Consider the following 20742-nt stretch of genomic DNA (forward strand, 5'->3'; position numbering starts at 1 on the left):
GTGCGCCCGCCCGGGCCGTTTCAGGAGACCGTCATTACCGCTGTATCCAACGTCTACACCAGTCCCCGCGTCGCGCCCCTGCTGGTCCTGGGGTTCGCCAGCGGATTGCCGCTGGCGCTGACCAGCGGCACCCTGCAGGCCTGGGCCACGGTGGCCGGCGTGCCCTTGCAGCAAATCGGTTTCCTGACCCTGGTGGGCACGGCCTACACGCTCAAGTTCCTGTGGGCGCCGCTGGTGGACCGCTATGCGCCGCCGCTGCTGGGCCGGCGCCGCGGCTGGATGCTGGTGACGCAGGTGCTGCTGGGGCTGGCGATCATGGTCATGGGCACGCTGTCGCCGTCCTCGGCGCTGCAGACGCTGGCCCTGCTGGCCGTGCTGGTGGCGTTCCTCTCGGCCACCCAGGATATCGCCTTCGACGCCTATTGCACCGACGTGCTGCGCAAGGAAGAGCGCGGCGCGGGCGCGGCCATCAAGGTCATGGGCTACCGGGTGGCGATGATCGTCTCGGGCGGGCTGGCGCTGATCCTGGCCGACCAGTGGATCGGCTGGGGCAATACCTACGTGGTGATGGGCGGCCTGATGCTGCTGTGCGCGCTGGCGACGCTGTGGGCGCCCGAGCCGGAGCACGTGGCCAAGCCGCCGCGCAGCCTGGGCGAGGCCGTGTCGGCGCCCCTGCAGGAATTCTTCACCCGGCGCGGCGCGCTGGCGGTGCTGCTGCTGATCGTGCTGTACAAGCTGGGCGACGCCTTTGCCGGCGCGCTCTCGACCACCTTCCTGATCCGAGGCGCGGGCTACACGCCCACCGAGGTCGGCGCGGTCAACAAGGTCATGGGCATGGCCGCGACCGTGGTGGGGGCGCTGGCCGGTGGCCTCGTCATGTCGCGCTGGACCTTGTACCGGTCGCTGATGGTGTTCGGCCTGCTGCAAGCGGTGTCCAACCTGGGCTACTGGCTGATCGCCGTCACCCCCAAGAGCATCTGGCTGATGGGCGCGGCGGTGGGGCTGGAAAACCTGTGCGGCGGCCTGGGCACGGCGGCCTTCGTCGGGCTCTTGATGGCCCTGTGCCGCCAGCGCTTCTCGGCCACGCAGTTCGCGCTGCTGTCGGCCTTGTCGGCGGTGGGCCGGACCTATCTGGCCGGGCCTTTGACGCCGCCATTGGTGGAGCATCTGGGCTGGCCCGGATTCTTCCTGGTGACGGTCGTCATCGCGCTGCCGGGTCTGTTGCTGCTGTATCTGCTGCGTGGCCGCATCGAGGCCATGATGCAGGACGGCGACGCCTGACGCCAGGCCCGCCAGGACCCGGCGCCAGGGCGGTGGGCTACGCCTCGTCGGTCAGGCGCACGATCAGCACGTCGCTCGGCAGGGCTTCCAGCAGGCGCTCGGCAACGCTGCCGATGGCCGTGCGCAGCAGGCCGGTGCGGCCATGGGTGCCCGTGACGACCAGGTCGGAACGGTGGTTGAACGAGTATTCCGACAGCACCGTTTCCGGCTGGCCGCATTCCAGCACCACCTTGGGCGGCGCCACGTTGGCCAGTTCCGGCGTTTCGGCGATGAATTCGCGCGAGCTCTGCTCGGCCGCGTGATAAAAGCTGCGGGTCACCGCATCGTCCGGCACGTTCTTGCCCTGGAACGGCACATCGTAGGCATGGAACAGCGTCAGGTCGGCGTTGGGCACCAGTTGCAGCGCGGCGCGCAGCGCCCGGCGCGAGCCGGCCGAGAAGTCGGTGGCCACCAGCACGTCGCGGTACGGCTTGCGCGGCCGGTTCTTGACCACCAGCACCGGCTGGCGCGCCTGGCGAACCAGTTTTTCGACCGTGGTGCCCAGCAGCAGACGGCCCAGGGTTTCGTCGCGGGCGAGGCCGGCGATGATCAGCGAGCAGCCGAAGCTGTCGGCGGTTTCCATGATGCGCACCAGCGGATCGCCCGAGACCACCACGACTTCGGTGGCGACGCCGGCGTTGGCGAGGTCCTCGGCCAGCTCGCGTTCGGCCACCGCCTTGTGGTCGGCGGCCAGGCGGCGCCAGACCGGCGTGGTCAGGCGCGGCGACACGCCGTGACTTTCCATCACGTGCAGCACGACCAGCTTGGTATCGAGTTCCTTGGCCAGTTGCAGCGCGCGATCGAGGGCGCGATCGCCCCGCGCGCTGAGGTCCGTGGCCAGTAGGATGGGGCCAGGTTGTTGCGACATACGTTTCTCCCGATATGGGGCCCGCCGGTGGCTCCCGCTAGCCCGCCGGTGGCCGAAATCGCCCTTGCGGGCACATCCCCATTGTCCCGCCGGGGCATGGACAGGGGCTTGACCGATATCAACGCGCTTCCAGGGTAAGGGAGGATCGGGCGGGGAGCAATCGCCCGGCCCGTGGGCTGTCAATACAATGGGGCCTGCCGCGCCGCGGCTTCGTCCATCGCCCACCTGTTTCATGTTCTACGACCTTTCTCCTGCCCTGCTGCACACCCTGTACCTGGTCGCCATCGTGGCCGAAGCCATGACGGCGGCGCTGTCGGCCGGCCGGCGCGACATGGACTGGATGGGCGTCTGCATCATCGCCTGCGTCACCGCGCTGGGCGGAGGCTCGCTGCGCGATGTGCTGCTGGGTCACTATCCGCTGACCTGGGTGGTGCATCCCGAATACCTGTGGATGACGGCGGGCGCGGCCTTGCTGACCGCCCTGATCGCGCCGGTGATGCGGCGCCTGCGCAGTGTGTTCCTGCTGGCGGACGCGCTGGGCCTGGTGGCATTCACGGTTATCGGCTGCCAGGTGGCGCAGCTGATGCAGCTGCCGATCACGGTCGTGCTGATCAGCGGCATGATCACCGGCTGCGCCGGCGGGGTCTTGCGCGACGTGCTCTGCAACGAGGTGCCGCTGCTGTTCCGCAAGGAGCTGTATGCCAGCGTGTCGGTGGTGACCGGAGCGCTCTACCTGGGCGCGCAGTCCCTGGGACTGCCGGCCAACGCGGCCGTGCCCATCGCGCTGGCGGTCGGGCTGGCGCTGCGCCTGCTGGCCCTGCGCTTCAATTGGCAGATGCCGAAGTTCGTATACCGCGACGACTGGCACTGAGATTTCCCGGCACGCGCTCCTGCAACAATTTTCCTATTTGTGTTTCAATAGATTTCTAGTATCTTGTCGCTGTCGCAATACTTGCATCACGCAGTACAAGGGGAGCCGATTGGACGTCAAAGCGCCCGCCACGATTCCGTATTTCCTACAGGAACAGATTCGTGAGTTGATAGTGGATGGCACTATCAGGCCCGGGCAGCCATTGCGGGAACAGGAACTGGAGCAGCGTTTCGGCACCAGCCGCAGCCCCATCCGGGAAGCGCTGCGTCTGCTGGAACTGAGCGGCCTGGTGACCCACGTCCAACGCAAAGGCTTCCGGGTCACCCTGTATTCCGAAACCCAGATCCGCCACCTGTACAAGCTGCGCGCGGAGCTGGAGGCTTATTGCATCCGCCAGGTCGCCGAGATCGACGACATCTCGCCCCTGGTGGCCGAGCTGCGCACCTATGACGAGGCGATCGCCGCCGCCATGGCCAAGCGCGACGTGCGCGCCTATATCGCGGCGTTGCGCGAGTTCTACCTGGCCGGCGCGCGCTTCACCGGCAACGCGCCGCTGGCGGACGTGCTGACCAAGCTTTACGAGCAGGTCGAGCCGCTTCGCTACCTTTTGGCGCGGCAGACCATGGCATCGAACAACCTGCAGACCTATACGCAGGGCATCACGCAGGCCCTGGCCAGCCGCGATTTCGACCGCGCCGCCGAGCTGACGCGCAATTACGTGATCGATGTGCTGCCGGGCATCCTGCGGGCCTACCATGAGGCCTCGCTGCAGGACGCCGAAGAGGCCGCGCCGCGCTACGGGCGCGCCTAAGCCCGTGACCGTGCCCGGCGCTTGAGGTGCCGACGCGGCCCCGACCCTGCGCGGTGAAGCACGACGGTCCGCCACCCGCGTCCGCGGATGGCGGCGCCGACGGGTTTCAGGCGTGCGCGGCCGGCGTGCGCACGGCGATGCCGGCCCGTTCCAGCGCTTCGCGGATGGCGCGGGCGAACACCAGCGCATTGGGCTGGTCGCCGTGGATACAGAGCGTGTCGGCCTGCACGGGCACGTCCTTGCCGTCGACCGAGCGCACCTTGCCTTCCCGAACCATGCGCACCACTTGCGCCACCGCCTGGTCGACGTCCTCGATCATGGCGCCGGCGCGGGTGCGCGGCGTGAGCGAACCGTCGTCCTGGTAGGAACGGTCGGCGAAGACTTCGTTGGCCGCCGCCAGCCCGATGGCGCGCGCGGCGTCGATCAGCTTGCTGCCGGCCAGCCCGTACAGCAGCAGCGAGGCATCCACGTCCTTGACCGCCTGGCAGATGGCGCGCGCCAGGCCCTCGTCCTTGGCGGCCATGTTGTAGAGCGCGCCGTGCGCCTTGACGTGGTGCAGCCGCGCGCCTTGCGAGGCGGCCACGCCGGCCAGCGCGCCGATCTGGTAGACCGTGATGTCATAGGCTTCGTCCGGCGTGATCGGAATCGCGCGGCGGCCGAAGCCGACCAGGTCCTGCAGGCTGGGATGCGCGCCCAGCGCCACGCCCTGCTTGAGGGCGGCGGCCACGGTCTTGCGCATGGTGGCGGGGTCGCCGCCATGGAAGCCGCAGGCAATGTTGGCCGAGCTGACGAAGGCCAGCACCGCGGCGTCGTTGCCCATGCTCCAGGCGCCATAGCTTTCGCCCATGTCGCAGTTCAGGTCGATGCTTGTGCTCATGATGAGGTTCCTGTGGAGGTTCGGGCTGTTATTCGGGGGCGCGTGCGAGCAGGCCTCAAGGGTGGCCAGGCCCCAGCAGCGCGCGCAGCGGCGCCAGCGCGTCCAGCAACTGGGCGAAGGCGCGTTCGCGCTCGCCGTCCAGGCGTTGCGCCTCGTCGAGTTCGATCATGGCGAACCGCAGCGTGCGTCCCGGCGCATACTGCGCCAGCAAGGGCAGGTCGACGCTGGCGATCTGCGCGATCTTGGGATAGCCGCCGGTGGTCTGCCGGTCGGCCATGAGAATGATGGCCTCGCCGCCCGAGGGCACCTGCACGGTGCCGAAGCAGGCGGCCTCCGACAGCATCTGGCGCGGCTGGCTCATGGACAGCGCCGGACCCTGCAGGCGGTAGCCCATGCGGTCGGACTGCGGGCTGATGCGGAATTCCGCGCCGCCGAAGGCATGGCGGGAGGCTTCGGAGAATTCCTGCCACTGCATGCCGGGCAGGAAGCGGATGGTGTCGCGTTGCTTGTTGCCGAGCGCGCCGGGCAGGTAGATGCGCAGGTCCCACAGGGCCTTTTGCAACGCATCGAGGTCGCGGCCGGCAAGCGTGTGGCGCAGGCCGACCTGGTCGCCCTTGGCCAGCGCGCGGCCTTCGAAGCCGCCGAAGCCGCTGCGCAGATAGGTGGTTTCGCTGCCCATCACCGGCGCCAGCGCAAAGCCGCCGTGCACCGCCAGATAGGCGCGCACGCCGTTGGCCGGCCGCGCGCCAAAGGCCAGCGTGTCGCCGGCGCGGGCGACCAGCGGCCGGTGCCGGGGGATATCCTGGCCGTTGAGCGTGGCGCCCAGGTCGGCGCCCGCCAGCGCGAAGCAGGCCGGCGCGTCGAAGCGCAGCGTCGGGCCGGTCAGGGTCATTTCCAGGGTGGCGGGATCGCCGGTGTTGCCGGCGAGCGCGTTGGCCAGGCGGTGGGCGCGTTCGTCCATGGCGCCGGCGGCCGGGATGCCCTGGTGCTGGTAGCCCTCGCGGCCGCGGTTCTGGAAGCTGGACAGCATGCCCGGCTTGATGACGGCAACGCTCACGGCCGCGCCTCCCGCAGGCGTTGGAATTCGTCGGGGGTGATGGGCACGAAGCGCACCGAGTCACCCGGTTGCAGATACGCGGCGGGGTCGCGCGCGGGGTCGAACATGGTCAGCGGGGTGGTGCCGATGATGTGCCAGCCGCCGGGCAGGCGGTTGGGGTAGATCACGGTCTGGCGGTTGGCGATGGCCACCGCGCCGGGAGGCACGGCGGTGCGCGGCGAGGCGCGCCGCGGCAGGTTCAGTTTTTCGTCGTGCACGCCCAGGTAGGCGTGGCCGGGGGCGAAGCCCAGCATGAACACCATGCTGCGCGGCCCGCTGTGCAGCGCGATGACGTCGTCGGCAGTCAGGCCGGCGGCGCGGGCGACGTCGTCGAGGTCGGGCCCGTGCTCGCCGCCGTAGCAGACCGGCACGTCGACCTCGCGGCCAGCGGCGGCGTCGGCCTGGATGCCGTCGGCCAGCAGCGCCTCGATGCGTTCGGCCAGGTCGGCGTAGGTGGGGCCGTTGCCCAGGCCGTCGGGCCGGTAATGCACCGCCACCGCCACGAACGACGGCACCACGTCGGTCACGCCCGGCAGGCCGGCGTCGCGCAGCTTGCGCGCCGCCGCCAGGCAGGTGCGGCCGATGGCGGCGTCGATCTGGTCACCGAATGAGACGATCAGGCAGCGGTCGCCCTGGGGCTGGATGCGCCAGGCGGTTTCGGCCGGAGAAGAAGTGTCTGATGTAGCGTTCAACGGCACGAAACCTGTAGAGACGGATTACTTGGCGAACAACGAATCCAGGTTCTTGAACGCCTTGAATTCCAGCGCGTTGCCCGACGGATCCAGGAAGAACATGGTGGCCTGTTCGCCGACTTCGCCCTTGAAGCGGATGTAGGGCTCGATGACGAACTCGGTGCCGGCATCGGTCAGGCGCTTGGCCATGGCTTCCCATTGTTCCATGGAAAGCACCGCGCCGAAATGGCGCACGGGCACATTGTGCGAATCGACCGCGCTGGTGGCCTTGTGGCCGCACTCGCTGGGCGCCAGGTGGGCGACGATCTGGTGGCCGTAGAAGTTGAAGTCGATCCATTCGGACGAGCTGCGGCCCTCCGGACAGCCCAGCTTTTCGCCATAGAAGGCGCGGGCTTCGGCCAGGTCGCGGACCGGGAAGGCCAGGTGGAACGGCGGCAGGTTGGTTTGAGCGGTCATGAAAAGCTCCGGATAAGGCGGAAAAGGTAATTCAGAATGCGGACCGTCACCATCGGGGCGTGTCCGGAGTCGATAGTTTATGAATTGTTTTTTTGATTGAAAAACGATATTTTTTGTGTCTTAGCATCGAAAATATTGATCGTGATCAAAGAATTCAAGACCTTCATCGCCGTGGCGCGCGACGGCACCTTCACCGGGGCGGGCGCGCAGTTGGGCCTGACCCAGTCCGCGGTCAGCGCCCAGATCAAGCGCCTGGAGGACTACCTGGGCGTGGCGCTGTTCGACCGCAGCGCGCGCGCCGCCGTGCTGAACGACCATGGCCGCGAGATGCTGCCGCAGGCCGAGGAACTGGTGGCCATGGCCGAGCGCATGGCGTCCACGGCCGGGGCCGGCCACGTCAGCGGTTCGCTGCGCATCGGCGCCATCGCCTCGGTACAGCAGGACCTGCTGGTGCGGGCGCTGGGCGAGTTCCGCGCCGGCTATCCCGACGTGCGGGTGCGCATCGTGCCCGGGGTGTCGCTGTCGCTGCTGGGACAGGTGGACGCCGGCGAGGTCGACATGGCGCTGCTGATCCGGCCGCCGTTCGCGCTGCCGCCGGAGCTGGGCTGGCAGCCACTGCTGCGCGAGGAAGTGGTGCTGGCGATGCCGGCCGCGATGCCGCCCGCGCCGTGGCGCGAGGCGCTGGCCGCGCAACCCTTCATCCGCTACGACCGCGCCTCCTTCGGCGGGCGCGTGGTGGACCTGTTCCTGAAGAAGCAGCGCATCACGGTGCACGAGGCGGTGGAGCTCGATGAGATCGAGGCCATCGCCAACCTGGTGCGGCACGGTCTGGGCGTGGCGCTGTTGCCGCGATTGCGCGGGCTCGATCTGGACGGCCTGCGGCTGGTTTCGCTGGGCGAGGCGGCGTTTCACCGCGAGATCGGCCTCATCGGGCGGTTGCCGTTCGATGCGGGCAGCGTCCGCGGCAAGATGGCCGAGTGCCTGGCGCGGGCGGCGGGGGCCACGCTGGCGCCCTGAGCCAGCCGGGTGGCCGAGCACCGCACGGCAAGGTCCCGCGGCGGCCGGGGCATGGCCATGCCTTCCGGCCGCGTTGTCCGCGACCGCGCCGCCTTGGCGTCGTTAACGCCATGCATGAAAAAGAAAGGCCCGCGCAAGCGGGCCTTTTGCTGGCTTGAACCCGTTTACAGCCGGTCGCAACGCACCGTGATCGGGTGATCGCGCAGCGTCGTCATGACCAGGTCATCGACCTGGCCTTCGACGTCGGTGATCACGTAGCCGATCTGGCCCTTGGTCTGCAGCGTCTGGCTGACGATGTTCAGGCCGTGCTGCGCCATCAGGTTGTCCAGCGTGCCGAGCGCGCCGGGGGCGTTGCGGTGCACATGCAGGATGCGGGTGGCGCCGGCCGGCTCCAGGTAGGGCAGCTCGGGGAAGTTGACCGCGCCCTTGGTGGTGCCGGCCTGCAGGAAGCGCACCAGCTTCTCGGCCACTTCGCGGCCGATGTTCTCTTGCGATTCCTGCGTGCTGCCGCCGATGTGCGGGGTCAGGATGACGTTGGGCAGGCCGATCAGCGGACTGGCCAGGGGTTCGTCGGCGCCCTTGGGCTCGGTGGGGAACACGTCGAGCGCGGCGCCCGCCAGGTGGCCGGACTTGAGCGCGGCGTGCAGGGCGTCGATGTCGACCACGGTGCCGCGGGAGGCGTTGATGAGGATGGCGCCGCGGCGCATGCGCGCGATGGTCTCCGCATTCATGATGTTCTCGGTGGACTTGCCGCCGGGCACGTGCAGGGTGACCACGTCGGCCTGTTCCAGCAGGTCGTTGAGCGAGCCGGCCGGGCGGGCGTTGCCCAGCGGCAGCTTGGCTTCGACGTCGTGGTAGATGACGCGCATGCCGAGGCCTTCGGCCAGCGTGCTGATCTGCGAGCCGATGTTGCCGTAGCCGACGATGCCGAGCGTCTTGCCGCGAGTCTCGAAGGCGCCGGCGGCGCTCTTGTCCCAGTGGCCGAGATGGACGCGGGCGTTCTTCTCGGGAATGCGGCGCAACAGCAGGATGGCTTCGCCCAGCACCAGCTCGGCGACCGAGCGGGTGTTGGAGAACGGCGCGTTGAACACCGGGATGCCGCGTTGCATGGCGGTGTCGAGGTCGACCTGGTTGGTGCCGATGCAGAAGCAGCCGACCACGCGCAGGTCGGGGCTGCCGGACAGCAGGGCGGCATCCAGGTGGGTACGAGAACGGATGCCCGCGACGTGGGCGCCGCGCAGGGCGTCCTGCAGCTGCGCCGGCGGCAGGGCCGCGGCATGCGTGACGATGTCGGTGTAGCCGGCGGCTTCGAAGACGGCGCGGGCGCTCGGGTGGATGTTCTCGAACAGGACGATGTGTGCCATGACTGCCAGGGGTCGGGTGAAGAATGCGTTTTATTTATTGTGGCGCATTTTTGCTGCGGTGCAAGAGGTACCCATTGCCCGGGTGGGGATGAATTGTTTCAGGCGGGTGGCCGGGGCTTGCCCCGGCCCGGTGCTTCAACGATACGCCTGGAACACCTTGGCGCCGCCGCGCTTGTCCACCAGCAGGACATCGTGCGGGGTCTTGCGGCCGCCGTATTCGGGGCCGTCCATGCCGGGCGAGCCCAGCGGCATGCCGGGGGCGGCCAGGCCGGCGGCATCGGGCTTTTCGAGCAGCAGGCGGCGCACGTCGCTGGCCGGCACGTGGCCCTCGATGGCATAGCCGTCCACCATGGCCGTGTGGCAGGAGCCATAGTCGGCCATGCCGGCGTTGCGGCGCACCGCGCCGGTGTCCTGCACGTCGTGGGTGGTGACCTCGAAGCCGTTGTCGCGCATGTGCTTGACCCAGTCTTCGCAACAGCCGCAGGTGGGGGTCTTCCAGACCTGCACCTTGGGCGCGGACTGGGCCTGTGCGAGGAGCGGCGCGTACAGGGGCAGGGATAGCGTGGCCGCCAGCAGCAGGCGGGCAGGGGTGAGGATTCTTTTCATGGGTCTCCGCGAGAAGGATCAGAACCAGAAGCGCACGCCCGCCAGCACGGCGGCCTGCGAGCGACCTTGGCCGGCGGCGGAGGCATAGTCCGCGGTGCGGCCGAACTTACGTTCGAAGGATACCCCGACGTAGGGCGCGAACTGGCGCGTGACCTCGTAGCGCAGCCGCAGCGACAGCGAACCGCTGGACAGGCCCGCGCCGATGCCGCGCGCGGGGTCGTTGCGGCCGTAGGCGCTGGCCTCGATTTCGGGCGTGAAAATCAGACGTTGGGTAAGCAGCAGGTCATACTCGGCCTTCATGGCCAGCGCAGTGCGGCCGGACGGGCCGGCGTAGGCGGTGGTCTCGAACTCGATGTTGTAGGGCAGCACGCCCTCGATGCCGAGCGCGGCCCAGTTGCGCTTGGGGCCGGCGCCGACGTCGCGGCGCGCGCCCAGTTGCAGGTCCCAGAACGGCGAGATGGCGTGGCTCCAGAAGGCTTCGACCTTGGCTTCGGAGCCGCCGCCGCTTTCGCGCGCGCCTTCGCTCTTGACCACCAGCCGGTCGGTGGCGGTGCCCCACCAGAAGCGGCCGTCCCATTCCAGCGCGTTCTGGCCGTCGCGGTTGCGCGACCAGCCGAACTTGTCGAACAGCAGCCGCGATGACGCATCCTTGTCCATCATGTGCGGGTGGATGCCGTAGCTGTCGTAGCCGCGCGGGCCGGCGCCGTCGCTGGACGGCAGGCTGCCGACCGGCGGGGCGGCGGCGGGCGCGCCGTGGTCCATGCCGGGCATGGCGGAATGATCCATGGCGGGCGGCATCGCGGGCTGTGGCTTGGCGCCGTCGTGATTCATGCCTGGCATGGAGGAATGATCCATGGCGGGCGGCATTGCCGGCTGTGGCTTGGCGCCGTCGTGATTCATGCCTGGCATGGAGGAATGGTCCATGGCGGGCGGCATCGCCGGCTGTGGCTTGGCGCCGCCGGGATTCGTGCCGGGCATGGGCGAATGGTCCATGCCGGGTGGCATCGCGGGCTGGGGCGGGGCGCCGCCGGGGTTCATGTCCGGCATCGAGCCATGATCCATGCCGGCGTGGTCGCCCGCGGCCTGGCCGAGGGCCGGCTGGCCGGCCAGGGCCGCCAGCAGGGCGGTGGCCAGCGCGGCGTGGCGGAACGGGGGAAAGGGGGGGCGCATAGTCCGGTTTCTCATCGCCTACTCCACCACGACCGCCCTGAACATGCCGGCCTCCATGTGGTACAGCAGGTGGCAGTGGTAGGCCCAGTTGCCGCGCGCATCGGCGCTGACGCGATAGCTCAGGCGCTGCGCGGGGTTGAGCGACAGGGTGTGCTTGCGCACCTGGAAGGCGCCGTCGGGCGATTCCAGGTCGCTCCACAGGCCGTGCAGGTGGATGGGGTGGGTCATCATGGTGTCGTTGACCAGCACGAAGCGCACGCGCTCGCCATGGCGCAGCACGATGGGCTTGGCGTCGGAGAACGTCACGCCGTTGAACGACCACATGTAGCGCTCCATGTTGCCGGTCAGGTGCAGTTCGATCTCGCGGGTCGGCGCGCGGTTGTCGTCGGGTTCGCGGATCGAGCGCAGGTCGGCGTAGGTCAGCACGCGGCGGCCGTTGTCGCGCAGGCCGATGCCGGGGTCGTCCAGGCGGGTGGACACCACGTCGGGCAGCATCGAGTTGCCGGGGCCGCGCTCCTCGGGATAGGGGTGCCTGACCTCGACGATGCCTCCCTGGCCGGCGCCGCTGTCGTGGGAGCTGCCATGGTCCATGCCGGGCATGGCGTCGTGGTTCATGCCGGCCATCGCGGCGGGGGCGGCGGCCGCGGCGCCGTGGTCCATGCCAGTCATTGCGTCGCCGGGCGCCGCCGTCGCCGCGCCGCCATGATCCCTGCCGCTCATGCCCGCCATGTCGTGGCCGCCTGCGCCCATACCGTGCTTCATGCCCATGTCCATCATGCCGAGCAACTGCACGCGATCGACGGCCGGCACCTCGGCCTGCATGCCGGGGCGCGGCGCCAGGGTGGCGCGGGCGTAGCCGGAACGGTCCATGGCCTGCGAGAAGATGGTGTAGGCGCGGTCCTCGGCGGGCTCGACGATCACGTCGTAGGTCTCGGCCACGGCGATGCGGAATTCCTCCACGTCGACCGGCCGCACGTCCTGGCCGTCGGCCGCCACCACCGTCATCTTCAGGCCGGGGATGCGCACGTCGAAGTAAGTCATGGCCGAGCCGTTGATGAAGCGCAGCCGCACGCGTTCGCCCGGTTTGAACAGGCCGGTCCAGTTGCCGGCGGGCGTCGCGCCGTTGGTCAGGAAGGTGTAGGTGGCGCCCGACACGTCCGCCAGGTCGGACGGGTTCATGCGCATCCGTTCCCACATCAGGCGCTCGGACAGCGCCGCGCGCCAGCCCTTCTCATCCGCCTCGCGCATCAGGCCCTGGACGCTGGGCTGGTTGCGGTTGTAGTAGTCGGGCATGGCCTTGAGCTTGTCGAACACCCGCATCGGGTCTTCGTCCGTCCAGTCCGACAGCAGCACGGTGTAGTCGCGGTCCGCGGCGATGGGGTCGCGCCGCTTCGGGTCGATGACGATGGCGCCGTACAGGCCGGTCTGCTCCTGGAAACCCGAATGGCTGTGATACCAGTAGGTGCCGCTCTGGCGCACGTCGAAGCGGTAGGTGAAGGTCTGGCCAGGATCGATGCCCGGGAAGCTCAGGCCCGGCACGCCGTCCATTTCCGTGGGCAGCAGGATGCCGTGCCAGTGGATCGAGGTCTGTTCGCGCAGGCGGTTGGTGACGTGCAGCGTGACCGTGTCGCCCTCGCGCCAGCGCAGCAGCGGGGCCGGCACTTGGCCGTTGACGGTGGTGGCGATGCGGGCGGCGCCGGTGAAGTTCACCGGGGTCTCGCCGATCTCCAGGTGGAATTCGGTGCCGCGCAGTTCGGCGGGCAAAGCGGGGGCCGCGTGCCGGCTCGCGGCGGCGGCGCGCCAGCCGCCCAGCGCCGCGAGCGCGCCGCCGGCGGCCAACCCCTGCACGAAGCGGCGGCGGGCGGGAATGAGGAAGGCTGTCATGACGGATCCGCGGCGGCGCTACTGCACCGACACCGCGCCCTTCATGCCGGCGGCGTAGTGGCCGGGTTCCAGGCAGCCGAAGGACACGGTGCCGGCGCGGTCGAACTTCCAGACGATCCGGCCGCTCTTGCCGCCGTCCAGCGACACGGCATTGGCCTCTTCGTGGCGCATGCCGGGGTCCTTCATCATCATGGCGTAGTGGGCCTGCAGGTCGGCGTCGCTGCCCAGCACCATTTCGTGGCGGATGCGGCCCGAGTTGCGCACGTTGAAGCGCACGGTCTCGCCGGCCTTGACCTGCACCTGCGCCGGCGTGAAGCGCATGGCGTCGGTCATGTCGATGTCGATGCTGCGGGTGACGCGGGCGGCGTCGCCGGGCGTGCCGATGGGGGCGGAGGCCGCCGGCATGGCGTGGCCGGCGTGTTCGCCGTGGGCGCCGGCCGCGAAGGCGGTGCCGGTGCCGAGCAGGGCGGCCAGGGCCGTGATCTGGGTGATGCGGAGCAAAGTGCCGTTCATGCTGTTCCCTTGATGGGGGTTGACCATGGGGGGCACTTTAGGAAAACCGGGGTGACCCGGTTCTGTCGCGAAGATTACTTCTTTGTAATGTGGCCGCCGGCGGTGTCCGGGTCCGACCCGCGCAGGGTGATGCCGACTACGGTGCCGCCGGGGCCGGAGGCCGCGTCGACCTCGCCGCCGTGCATGCGGGCGATGGCGCGCACGATCGCCAGGCCCAGCCCGTGACCCTCGCTGCGCGGCGCGCGCGCCTGGCCCGAGCGGAAGAAGCGGTCGAAGATGCGCGGCAGGTCGGCCTCGGGGATCGGCGCCCCGGGGTTGCGCACTTCGACCCGCGCGCCGGCCGGCCGCGGCTGGCAGGCCAGCACGATCTCGCCGCCGCGCGGCGTGGCCTTGATGGCGTTGGAGATCAGGTTGGCCAGCGCGCGGCGCACCAGCCCCGGATTGGCGGCGACGACGGCGTCGCCGTCGCAACGCAACGTGACGCCGCGGTCTTCCAGCGCCGCCTCGTAGAAGTCGGCGACGCGCCGGGCTTCGGCGGCCAGTGATACCGGCGCCAGGTCGGCGGCGCGTTCGCCACGGTCGGCGCGCGCCAGGAACAGCATGTCGTTGACCAGCGTTTTCAGGTCTTCCAGCGTCTCCAGGTTGGATTCCAGCGCATCGCGCAGCTCGGCCGCGTCGCGGCCGCTGGACAGAGTCACCTGGGTGCCGTTGATCAGCGTGGCCAGCGGCGTGCGCAGTTCGTGCGCGACGTCGGCGTTGAAGCCTTCCATCTGCTGGTAGGCGGCCTGCAGGCGCTCCAGCGTGCGGTTGAACGACAGCACCAGCTCGTGCAGCTCGCGGTCGGTGTCGCGCAGCGGCAGGCGCACGGCGAGGTTGTCGGGCTGGATGCGGGCGGCCTGTTCCGACAGGCGGCGGGTGGGCGCCATGCTGCGGCGCACCGCCCAGGCCGCCAGCACCACGGTGGCGCCGACCCACAGCGCGCAGATCAGCGCCAGCGCGGTGCCGTAGGCGTATAGGAACTGCGAGCTGGTGCGGGTGCTGACCGCCACGGTAAGCTGCGCGCCCGGCAGGATGCGGTCGTCGACCGCGACGCGCAGGCCGCGCATGCGGCTGCCGTCGGCCAGTTGCAGCAGCACCTGCCGGTCGGGCAGCGTCTGCAATGTCAGGGGCGCGTCGCCGCCGTAGACCGGATGCCCCTGCGCGTCGACGATCCAGATGCCCAGCTGGCTCTGGCCGGTGCGCATGTCGTCGAACGTGGCGGCCAGGTCGTGCAGGCCGCGCGCGTTGTTCTGCATGTCGATCAGGTGGTTGATGAGCTCCAGCTTGCCGCTGACCTCGGTGATCTCCTGGCGTTCGACCTCGCGCTTGAGGGCCCAGAACAGGGTGGCGCCGGCCAGGCTGGAAACCAGCAGGGCGATGGCGCCCAGCAGCAGGGTCAGGCGCGCCTGCATCGAGCGCACGCGCGGCGCTTTCATTCGCGCGCCGGCTCCGGCCGCGATTCGAGCACGTAGCCCATGCCGCGCACGGTGTGCAGCAGCTTGGCCTCGAACGGGTCGTCCAGCTTGCCGCGCAGGCGCCGCACGGCCACGTCGATGACGTTGGTGTCGCTGTCGAAGTTCATATCCCAGACCTGCTCGGCCAGGGTGGTTCGCGACAGCACCTGGCCCTGGCGCCGCAGCAGCAGGGCCAGCAGGTTGAATTCCTTGGCGGTCAGGTCCAGGCGCCGGCCGCCGCGCGCGACCTTGCGGCGCGCCAGGTCCAGTTCCAGGTCGGCCAGGCGGAACACGGTGGGCTCCTGCGAACGGCCGCGCCGCAGCAGGGCCTGCACGCGCGCCAGCAACTCGGAGAAGGCGAAGGGCTTGACCAGGTAGTCGTCGGCGCCGCCTTCGAGCCCGCGCACGCGGTCCTCGACGGCGTCGCGCGCGGTCAGCATCAGGATCGGGGTGTCCTTGGTGGCGCGCACGGCGGCCAGGATGCCGAAGCCGTCCACGCCGGGCAGCATCACGTCCAGCACGATCAGGTCGTAGGCGCCTTCCAGCGCCAGGTGCAGGCCGTTGACGCCGTCGCGCGCCAGGTCGACGACGTGGCTTTGCTCCGACAACCCTTTCTTGAGGTAGTCGGCCAGCTTGGGTTCGTCTTCGATGACCAGGATGCGCATGGCGGGAAATTTACCATCCGCGCCGCGATTGCGGCGCGGATCCCGCGCGTGGCGTGACGCCGCTTCAGGCGGACGGATCGACGGCGATGCGGTCGGGCGGGAAGCGCAGCGCGAACACGCTGCCCTTGCCAGGTTCGCTGGTGATGAACAGTTCGGCGTCGTGGCGCATGGCGATGTGCTTGGTGATCGCCAGCCCCAGCCCGGTGCCGCCGACGGCGCGCGAGCGGCCGCGGTCGACGCGGTAGAAGCGTTCGGTCAGGCGCGGGATATGGCGGGCGGGAATGCCGATGCCGGTGTCCTGCACGCTGTAGCGGCCGCTGCCATCGGCCTCGCGTTCCCAGCGCACGGTGATGGTGCCGCCGTCGGGCGTGTAGCGCACGGCGTTGGTCAGCAGGTTCGACAGGGCCGAGGTCAGCTCGGTCTCGGCGCCCAGCACGTCCAGGGTTTCGTCGATGTGCCATTCAATCACATGGCGCCCGCCGGACAGGGCCTCGATCTGCTGGCGCGCCTTCTGCAGCAGCGCGCCCATGTTGACCGCGCGCGGGTCGCTGCCCGGCGACGATTCCAGCGTCGACAGCGTCAGCAGATCCTCGACGATGGCCTGCATGCGCTGGGCCTGCTCGTGCATCATGTCCAGGTACTGCGCGCGCTGCTCGGGCGGCAGGGCGTCGGCGGGCATGTCGCGCAGCGTTTCCAGGAAACCGGCCAGCACCGTCAGCGGCGTGCGCAGTTCGTGCGAGACGTTGGCGACGAAATCGCGGCGGGTGGTCTCCAGGCGCTCGATCTGGGTGACGTCGCGGGTGATGAGCAGGCGCTGGTTGCTGGCGTAGGCCGTCAGCTGCATCATCATCAGCCGTTCCTGGCCGTTCTGGCCCAGGCGCACCAGGATCGGATCGGGCCAGGAGGCGCGGTGGGCGTATTCGACGAATTCCGGCGCGCGCAGCAGGTTCAGCAGGTTGTGGCCGCGATCGGCCGGCAGGCGCAGGCCCAGGTGCTGGCGCGCCATGCGGTTGCACCAGTCGATCTGGAAGTCTTCATTGAGCGTGACCGCGCCGTCCGGCAGCGCCTGGGCGGCCGCCAGCATGCCTTGCATGGTGTCGCGGGTCTCGGCCAGTTCGCGGGCGCGGGCCCGGGTGTAGCGGTAGAGGGGGGCGAGGATGTCGTCCCAGGGGCCGACCGAGGCGGGAGGGGAGGTGTCGGGGTGCCGGGCCCAATGGGACACCAGGTGCAGGCGCCAGCTGCGCCACAGCAGCATGGTGACCAGCGCGGCGCTGAACAGCGCCCAGCCCGCCGGGTCGCCGATCAGCCATTGCGCCAATAGCGCGATCGCCGCCCACAGGGCGACCAGGACAAGGGTGCGCAGCCAGATCATCGTGCGGGTGTTTTACCGCGCCGGGACCTGTGCCGTAAACCGGTAGCCGCTGCCGCGCACCGTTTCCACGTGCGCATCGTGGCCGCTGGGCTCCAGCGCCTTGCGCAGGCGGCGGATGTGCACGTCGACGGTGCGTTCCTCGACGAACACGTGATCGCCCCAGACCTGGTCCAGCAGCTGCGAGCGCGAGAACACGCGTTCCGGGTGGGTCATGAAGAAGTGCAGCAGGCGGAATTCGGTGGGGCCGATCTGCAGCGACTGGCTGTTGCCCGACAGGCGGTGCGTGACGGGGTCCAGCTTGAGGCCGCCCACGTCGATCACGTCGTCGGTCAGCTGCGGCGCGCGGCGGCGCAGCACGGCCTTGATGCGGGCCATCAGCTCCTTGGGCGAGAAGGGCTTGGTGATGTAGTCGTCGGCGCCGGCTTCGAGGCCGTCGACCTTGTCCTGCTCGGAACCCTTGGCGGTCAGCATGATGACCGGGACGGCGCGGGTGCGCTCGTCGTTGCGCAGCTTGCGCGCCATGGCCAGGCCGGAGGTGCCGGGCAGCATCCAGTCCAGCAGGATCAGGTCGGGCAGCTCGGCGCGGATCAGCGTCTGGGCCTGGTCGGCGTCGAAGGCGCGCAGCACTTTGTGGCCGGCGAAGGACAGGTTGACGGCGATCAGTTCCTGGATGGCGGGTTCGTCTTCGACGACGAGGATGGTGCTGGACATGGCGGATAGGGCACGCTTCGGAGCGCCGGCGCGGCGCGAACATTGCGATAGTATGGCCGCAATATTTCAGGTATGTGACCGCAGGGTGCCTTGCGCCGCCCGCGGGCGGCATCCGGCGGGCCCCGATAGGCTACCATTGGACGATATATCGGGAATTCACCATGCAAAACCCCTCCGAATCGCAACATTCCGCGGATTCCGCGTCCCAATCGACGCATTTCGGCTTCCAATCGGTGCCGGAAAGCGAAAAAGCCCGCAAAGTCGCCGAAGTCTTCCATTCGGTGGCGCAGCGCTACGACATCATGAACGATTTCATGTCGGCCGGCCTGCACCGCGTCTGGAAGGCCTTCACCATCGGCCGCGCCGCCATCCGACCCGGCATGAAGGTGCTGGACATCGCCGGCGGCACCGGCGATCTGGCCAAGGCTTTCGCCAAGCGCGCCGGCCCCACCGGCGAGGTCTGGCTGACCGACATCAACGATTCCATGCTGCGGGTCGGCCGCGACCGCCTGGCCGACGCCGGCCTGCTGGTGCCCACCGCTGTCTGTGACGCCGAGCGCCTGCCGTTCCCGACGGGGTATTTCGACCGCGTCAGCGTGGCCTTCGGCCTGCGCAACATGACCCACAAGGACCGCGCGCTGGCCGAGATGGCCCGCGTGCTCAAGCCGGGCGGCAAGCTGCTGGTGCTGGAATTCTCCCGCATCGCCAAGCCGCTGGCGCCGGCCTACGACTGGTACTCCTTCAACGTGCTGCCCTGGCTGGGCAAGACCGTGGCCAAGGACGAAGCCAGCTACCGCTACCTGGCGGAATCGATCCGCATGCACCCCGACCAGGAAACCCTGGCGGACATGCTGCGCACCGCCGGCCTGGAGCGGGTGCAGTACTTCAACCTGACGGCCGGCATCGCCGCCCTGCATGAGGGCGTGCGCCTGGGCTGACCTGCCCTGGGTCCGATACGGCTTTTCTTTGCCCCGGGGGAACTTGTGGGGCGACGGCTTGTCCGTTATTCTTACGTCATTCAGATTATTGTAAGAAAGTCGCGCTGAACGGCCGCACGATCCGTGCGGCTTTCCGCTGCTCGGGGCAGCGGGAAGCGCGGGTACGAGGGAGCAAATCCATGACCAAATTCTGTTTCTCGCGGTTTGTCGCCGCGGCGCTCATCGCCATCTCCGGCGCTGCGCTGGTGACGGCGTCGTTTGACGCCGAAGCCCGCCGCGCCGGCGGCGGCAGCAGCGTCGGCCGCCAATCCTCCAATGTGACCCAGCAGCGCCAGGCCACCACGCCGCCGACCGCCGCCAGCAACACCGCGGGCGCCACCGCGGCCCCGGCGGCCGCCGGCGCCGCCACGGCCGGCGCCGCGGGCGCGGCCGCCAAGAGCGGCGCGTCGCGCTGGCTCGGTCCCATCGCCGGCATCGCCGCCGGCCTGGGCATCGCCGCGCTGCTCTCGAGCATGGGCCTGTCGGGCGCCTTCGCCGAATTCCTGTCGTCCGCGCTGCTGATCGCCGTGGTCGTGTTCGCCGTGATGTTCATCATCCGCCGCCTGCGCGGCGCGGCGCCGCGTCCGGCCACGCAGGGCGCCTTCGGCGGCGCCAACAACGCGCCTGGCCAACCGCAGCAGCAGCCCATGTGGCGTGAGGCGCTGAAGCCGGCCGCCCCGGCGGCGGCGCCGGTCGCAGCCGCCGCTGCCGCCCCGGCCGCTGTGCTGCCCAAGGCGGGTGACGACAACAACTGGTTCGTGCCCGGCGACTTCGATACGCCCAACTTCCTGAAGCAGGCCAAGGAACAGTTCGTGCGCATCCAGGCCGTGTGGGACAGCGGCAGCACCGACCGCCTGCGCGACTACCTGACCGATGACCTGATCACCGAGCTCAAGCCGCAGCTGGCAGAGCGTGGCGCCGCGCCCAACAAGACCGAAGTGGTGCTGTTGAACGCCGAGCTGCTGGGCATCGAAACCGTGTCCGACGGTCACCTGGCCAGCGTGCGCTTCTCGGGCATGCTGCGCGAAACCCCGGGCGCCGAAGCCTTCCGCTTCGAGGAAGTCTGGAACCTGTTCAAGCCCGCCAACGGCGGCTGGCTGCTGGCCGGCATCCAGCAGATTCCGGTGGAATACGCCAGCTGATCCGGCTGGCGCCATCTCCCTGATCTCGCGGCGGCCTCGCGGCCGTCCGTCCCAACCGGCCCCTCAGGGCCGGTTTTTCCATGCGCGGGCGCAAACCGCGCCCAGACTGCCCGGAACACACCCCCATCCAACCCGGTACACTCCCGATTTACCCATCAACTTCGTCAGCCCCGTTGCGCGGGGTCGCGGACTGTCATGTTGCCTTTTTCGTTTCTGCCCACTCCTGCACGGCTGGCCGTCGGCGCGCTCAACGCCCTGTTGAAGCGTGAGGACTGGGCGCGCGAACGCCTGGCCCGCCACGCCGGCAAGACCGTGCGCTTCGCGCTGGGCGGCTTCACCCTGGGCCTGACCATCGACAGCGAGGGGCTGGCGGCCCAGGCCGATGCCGCCGTAGTGCCCGACGTGACCCTGACGGTGGCGCCCGAGAAGCTGCCGCTGCCGCGCCTGGGCGCGGGCGGCGCGGCGCCCGATTTCGCCGAAGCCACGCACATTTCCGGCGACGCCGCGCTGGCGCAGGTGGTGGCGGACCTGTCCAGGCAGTTGCGCTGGGACCCGGAAGACAGCCTGGCCAGGATGGTGGGCGACATCCCCGCGCTGCGCATCGCTGGCGGGCTGCGCGCGGCTGCCGGCGGCGCGCGCCAGGCCGGCCAGCGCATGGCCGAGAACGTATCCGAGTATCTGGCCGAGGAAAGCGGCATGCTGCTGGGCCGCCCGGCGCTGGAGCAATGGCGCCTGGACCTGGCCGAGCTGAACGCCCGCGCCGATGCGCTGGCGCGTTCGGCCGCCACCCTGTCCACCCGGCTGGCCTCGGCCGCCGCCAAGCGGGGCGCCTGACCT

Annotated in this window: 21 protein-coding genes; 7 read left to right on the plus strand and 14 right to left on the minus strand. The window is 69.6% G+C overall.

Going from position 1 to position 20742, the window contains the following annotated elements:
* The first annotated feature begins 33 nt into the window (after nucleotides 1–33).
* Complete coding sequence (locus ABFG95_RS17155) at nucleotides 34–1281, plus strand: muropeptide transporter (protein WP_054419010.1); 1248 nt, start codon at nucleotides 34–36, stop codon at nucleotides 1279–1281.
* Between the two features lie 37 nt (nucleotides 1282–1318).
* On the opposite strand, the gene ABFG95_RS17160 is transcribed toward ABFG95_RS17155, so the two are convergent.
* On the minus strand, nucleotides 1319–2188 hold the full coding sequence (locus tag ABFG95_RS17160) for a universal stress protein (protein ID WP_049070920.1): 870 nt from the start codon (nucleotides 2186–2188) through the stop codon (nucleotides 1319–1321).
* A 232-nt stretch (nucleotides 2189–2420) separates the two neighbouring features.
* Between ABFG95_RS17160 and ABFG95_RS17165 the strand changes: the two genes are divergently transcribed.
* Entirely contained in the window at nucleotides 2421–3059 is a 639-nt protein-coding gene (locus ABFG95_RS17165) for a trimeric intracellular cation channel family protein (RefSeq protein WP_049070921.1), read from the plus strand.
* Between the two features lie 109 nt (nucleotides 3060–3168).
* Nucleotides 3169–3870, plus strand: coding sequence for a GntR family transcriptional regulator (locus ABFG95_RS17170; RefSeq protein ID WP_080977307.1), 702 nt, complete (start codon nucleotides 3169–3171; stop codon nucleotides 3868–3870).
* A 106-nt stretch (nucleotides 3871–3976) separates the two neighbouring features.
* On the opposite strand, the gene ABFG95_RS17175 is transcribed toward ABFG95_RS17170, so the two are convergent.
* The 4 genes from ABFG95_RS17175 to ABFG95_RS17190 are packed head-to-tail and all read right to left on the minus strand — an operon-like array spanning nucleotide 3977 to nucleotide 6991.
* A complete protein-coding gene (locus ABFG95_RS17175) occupies nucleotides 3977–4747 on the minus strand; it encodes a 5-oxoprolinase subunit PxpA (protein ID WP_054418976.1) in 771 nt (256 codons plus the stop codon).
* Nucleotides 4748–4802: 55 nt separating this feature from the next.
* Nucleotides 4803–5804, minus strand: coding sequence for a biotin-dependent carboxyltransferase family protein (locus ABFG95_RS17180; protein WP_238909793.1), 1002 nt, complete (start codon nucleotides 5802–5804; stop codon nucleotides 4803–4805).
* On the minus strand, nucleotides 5801–6535 hold the full coding sequence (gene pxpB / locus ABFG95_RS17185; RefSeq protein WP_238909794.1) for a 5-oxoprolinase subunit PxpB: 735 nt from the start codon (nucleotides 6533–6535) through the stop codon (nucleotides 5801–5803). Before pxpB ends, ABFG95_RS17180 begins: the two co-directional genes overlap by 4 nt.
* 24 nt (nucleotides 6536–6559) lie before the next feature.
* The gene (locus ABFG95_RS17190; RefSeq protein ID WP_049070928.1) at nucleotides 6560–6991 is read right to left on the minus strand and encodes a VOC family protein; all 432 of its coding nucleotides are present in this window, start codon (nucleotides 6989–6991) and stop codon (nucleotides 6560–6562) included.
* 141 nt (nucleotides 6992–7132) lie between these two features.
* On the opposite strand from ABFG95_RS17190, the gene ABFG95_RS17195 reads away from it, so the two are divergent.
* Nucleotides 7133–8008, plus strand: a complete 876-nt coding sequence (locus tag ABFG95_RS17195) for a LysR substrate-binding domain-containing protein (RefSeq protein WP_169538067.1) — start codon at nucleotides 7133–7135, stop codon at nucleotides 8006–8008.
* Nucleotides 8009–8172: 164 nt separating this feature from the next.
* On the opposite strand, the gene serA is transcribed toward ABFG95_RS17195, so the two are convergent.
* The 9 genes from serA to phoB form a co-directional block, all read right to left on the minus strand.
* The gene (serA, locus tag ABFG95_RS17200; protein WP_049070930.1) at nucleotides 8173–9372 is read right to left on the minus strand and encodes a phosphoglycerate dehydrogenase; all 1200 of its coding nucleotides are present in this window, start codon (nucleotides 9370–9372) and stop codon (nucleotides 8173–8175) included.
* Between the two features lie 135 nt (nucleotides 9373–9507).
* Nucleotides 9508–9978: a DUF411 domain-containing protein gene (locus tag ABFG95_RS17205; protein WP_263899753.1), complete on the minus strand. Its 471-nt coding sequence runs from the start codon at nucleotides 9976–9978 to the stop codon at nucleotides 9508–9510.
* An 18-nt stretch (nucleotides 9979–9996) separates the two neighbouring features.
* The gene (locus tag ABFG95_RS17210; RefSeq protein ID WP_348996052.1) at nucleotides 9997–10818 is read right to left on the minus strand and encodes a copper resistance protein B; all 822 of its coding nucleotides are present in this window, start codon (nucleotides 10816–10818) and stop codon (nucleotides 9997–9999) included.
* 348 nt (nucleotides 10819–11166) lie between these two features.
* Entirely contained in the window at nucleotides 11167–13032 is a 1866-nt protein-coding gene (locus ABFG95_RS17215; RefSeq protein ID WP_278990643.1) for a copper resistance system multicopper oxidase, read from the minus strand.
* An 18-nt stretch (nucleotides 13033–13050) separates the two neighbouring features.
* Nucleotides 13051–13545: a cupredoxin family protein gene (locus ABFG95_RS17220; RefSeq protein WP_175147269.1), complete on the minus strand. Its 495-nt coding sequence runs from the start codon at nucleotides 13543–13545 to the stop codon at nucleotides 13051–13053.
* A 74-nt stretch (nucleotides 13546–13619) separates the two neighbouring features.
* Nucleotides 13620–15020, minus strand: a complete 1401-nt coding sequence (locus ABFG95_RS17225; RefSeq protein ID WP_059269178.1) for a heavy metal sensor histidine kinase — start codon at nucleotides 15018–15020, stop codon at nucleotides 13620–13622.
* Nucleotides 15017–15703 carry a heavy metal response regulator transcription factor gene (locus ABFG95_RS17230; protein ID WP_054418990.1) on the minus strand — a complete coding sequence of 229 codons (687 nt, stop codon included), beginning with the start codon at nucleotides 15701–15703 and terminating at the stop codon, nucleotides 15017–15019. The genes ABFG95_RS17225 and ABFG95_RS17230 overlap by 4 nt, the downstream gene beginning before the upstream one ends.
* A 64-nt stretch (nucleotides 15704–15767) precedes the next feature.
* Nucleotides 15768–17075 carry a phosphate regulon sensor histidine kinase PhoR gene (gene phoR / locus ABFG95_RS17235; RefSeq protein ID WP_049070940.1) on the minus strand — a complete coding sequence of 436 codons (1308 nt, stop codon included), beginning with the start codon at nucleotides 17073–17075 and terminating at the stop codon, nucleotides 15768–15770.
* Between the two features lie 12 nt (nucleotides 17076–17087).
* Entirely contained in the window at nucleotides 17088–17786 is a 699-nt protein-coding gene (phoB, locus tag ABFG95_RS17240) for a phosphate regulon transcriptional regulator PhoB (protein WP_006386862.1), read from the minus strand.
* Between the two features lie 161 nt (nucleotides 17787–17947).
* On the opposite strand from phoB, the gene ubiE reads away from it, so the two are divergent.
* The 3 genes from ubiE to ABFG95_RS17255 all read left to right on the plus strand — a co-directional run bounded on the left by ubiE (nucleotide 17948) and on the right by ABFG95_RS17255 (nucleotide 20739).
* Entirely contained in the window at nucleotides 17948–18724 is a 777-nt protein-coding gene (gene ubiE / locus ABFG95_RS17245) for a bifunctional demethylmenaquinone methyltransferase/2-methoxy-6-polyprenyl-1,4-benzoquinol methylase UbiE (RefSeq protein ID WP_054418993.1), read from the plus strand.
* 179 nt (nucleotides 18725–18903) lie between these two features.
* Nucleotides 18904–19905 carry a TIM44-like domain-containing protein gene (locus ABFG95_RS17250; protein WP_049070943.1) on the plus strand — a complete coding sequence of 334 codons (1002 nt, stop codon included), beginning with the start codon at nucleotides 18904–18906 and terminating at the stop codon, nucleotides 19903–19905.
* A gap of 195 nt (nucleotides 19906–20100) precedes the next feature.
* Entirely contained in the window at nucleotides 20101–20739 is a 639-nt protein-coding gene (locus tag ABFG95_RS17255) for an SCP2 sterol-binding domain-containing protein (protein ID WP_175146421.1), read from the plus strand.
* Nucleotides 20740–20742: the final 3 nt, after the last annotated feature.

Source organism: Achromobacter sp. HNDS-1, assembly GCF_040084795.1.
Lineage (GTDB): Bacteria > Pseudomonadota > Gammaproteobacteria > Burkholderiales > Burkholderiaceae_B > Achromobacter > Achromobacter ruhlandii.

Coding starts and splice junctions, on each gene's coding strand:
- ABFG95_RS17160 (WP_049070920.1), bottom strand. CDS start 2,188: ATGTCGCAACAACCTGGCCCCATCCTACTGGCCACGGACCTCAGCGCG.
- ABFG95_RS17165 (WP_049070921.1), top strand. CDS start 2,421: ATGTTCTACGACCTTTCTCCTGCCCTGCTGCACACCCTGTACCTGGTC.
- ABFG95_RS17175 (WP_054418976.1), bottom strand. CDS start 4,747: ATGAGCACAAGCATCGACCTGAACTGCGACATGGGCGAAAGCTATGGC.
- ABFG95_RS17190 (WP_049070928.1), bottom strand. CDS start 6,991: ATGACCGCTCAAACCAACCTGCCGCCGTTCCACCTGGCCTTCCCGGTC.
- serA (WP_049070930.1), bottom strand. CDS start 9,372: ATGGCACACATCGTCCTGTTCGAGAACATCCACCCGAGCGCCCGCGCC.
- ABFG95_RS17205 (WP_263899753.1), bottom strand. CDS start 9,978: ATGAAAAGAATCCTCACCCCTGCCCGCCTGCTGCTGGCGGCCACGCTA.
- ABFG95_RS17210 (WP_348996052.1), bottom strand. CDS start 10,818: ATGCCAGGCATGAATCACGACGGCGCCAAGCCACAGCCCGCGATGCCG.
- ABFG95_RS17215 (WP_278990643.1), bottom strand. CDS start 13,032: ATGACAGCCTTCCTCATTCCCGCCCGCCGCCGCTTCGTGCAGGGGTTG.
- ABFG95_RS17220 (WP_175147269.1), bottom strand. CDS start 13,545: ATGAACGGCACTTTGCTCCGCATCACCCAGATCACGGCCCTGGCCGCC.
- ABFG95_RS17225 (WP_059269178.1), bottom strand. CDS start 15,020: ATGAAAGCGCCGCGCGTGCGCTCGATGCAGGCGCGCCTGACCCTGCTG.
- ABFG95_RS17230 (WP_054418990.1), bottom strand. CDS start 15,703: ATGCGCATCCTGGTCATCGAAGACGAACCCAAGCTGGCCGACTACCTC.
- phoR (WP_049070940.1), bottom strand. CDS start 17,075: ATGATCTGGCTGCGCACCCTTGTCCTGGTCGCCCTGTGGGCGGCGATC.
- phoB (WP_006386862.1), bottom strand. CDS start 17,786: ATGTCCAGCACCATCCTCGTCGTCGAAGACGAACCCGCCATCCAGGAA.
- ubiE (WP_054418993.1), top strand. CDS start 17,948: ATGCAAAACCCCTCCGAATCGCAACATTCCGCGGATTCCGCGTCCCAA.
- ABFG95_RS17250 (WP_049070943.1), top strand. CDS start 18,904: ATGACCAAATTCTGTTTCTCGCGGTTTGTCGCCGCGGCGCTCATCGCC.
- ABFG95_RS17255 (WP_175146421.1), top strand. CDS start 20,101: ATGTTGCCTTTTTCGTTTCTGCCCACTCCTGCACGGCTGGCCGTCGGC.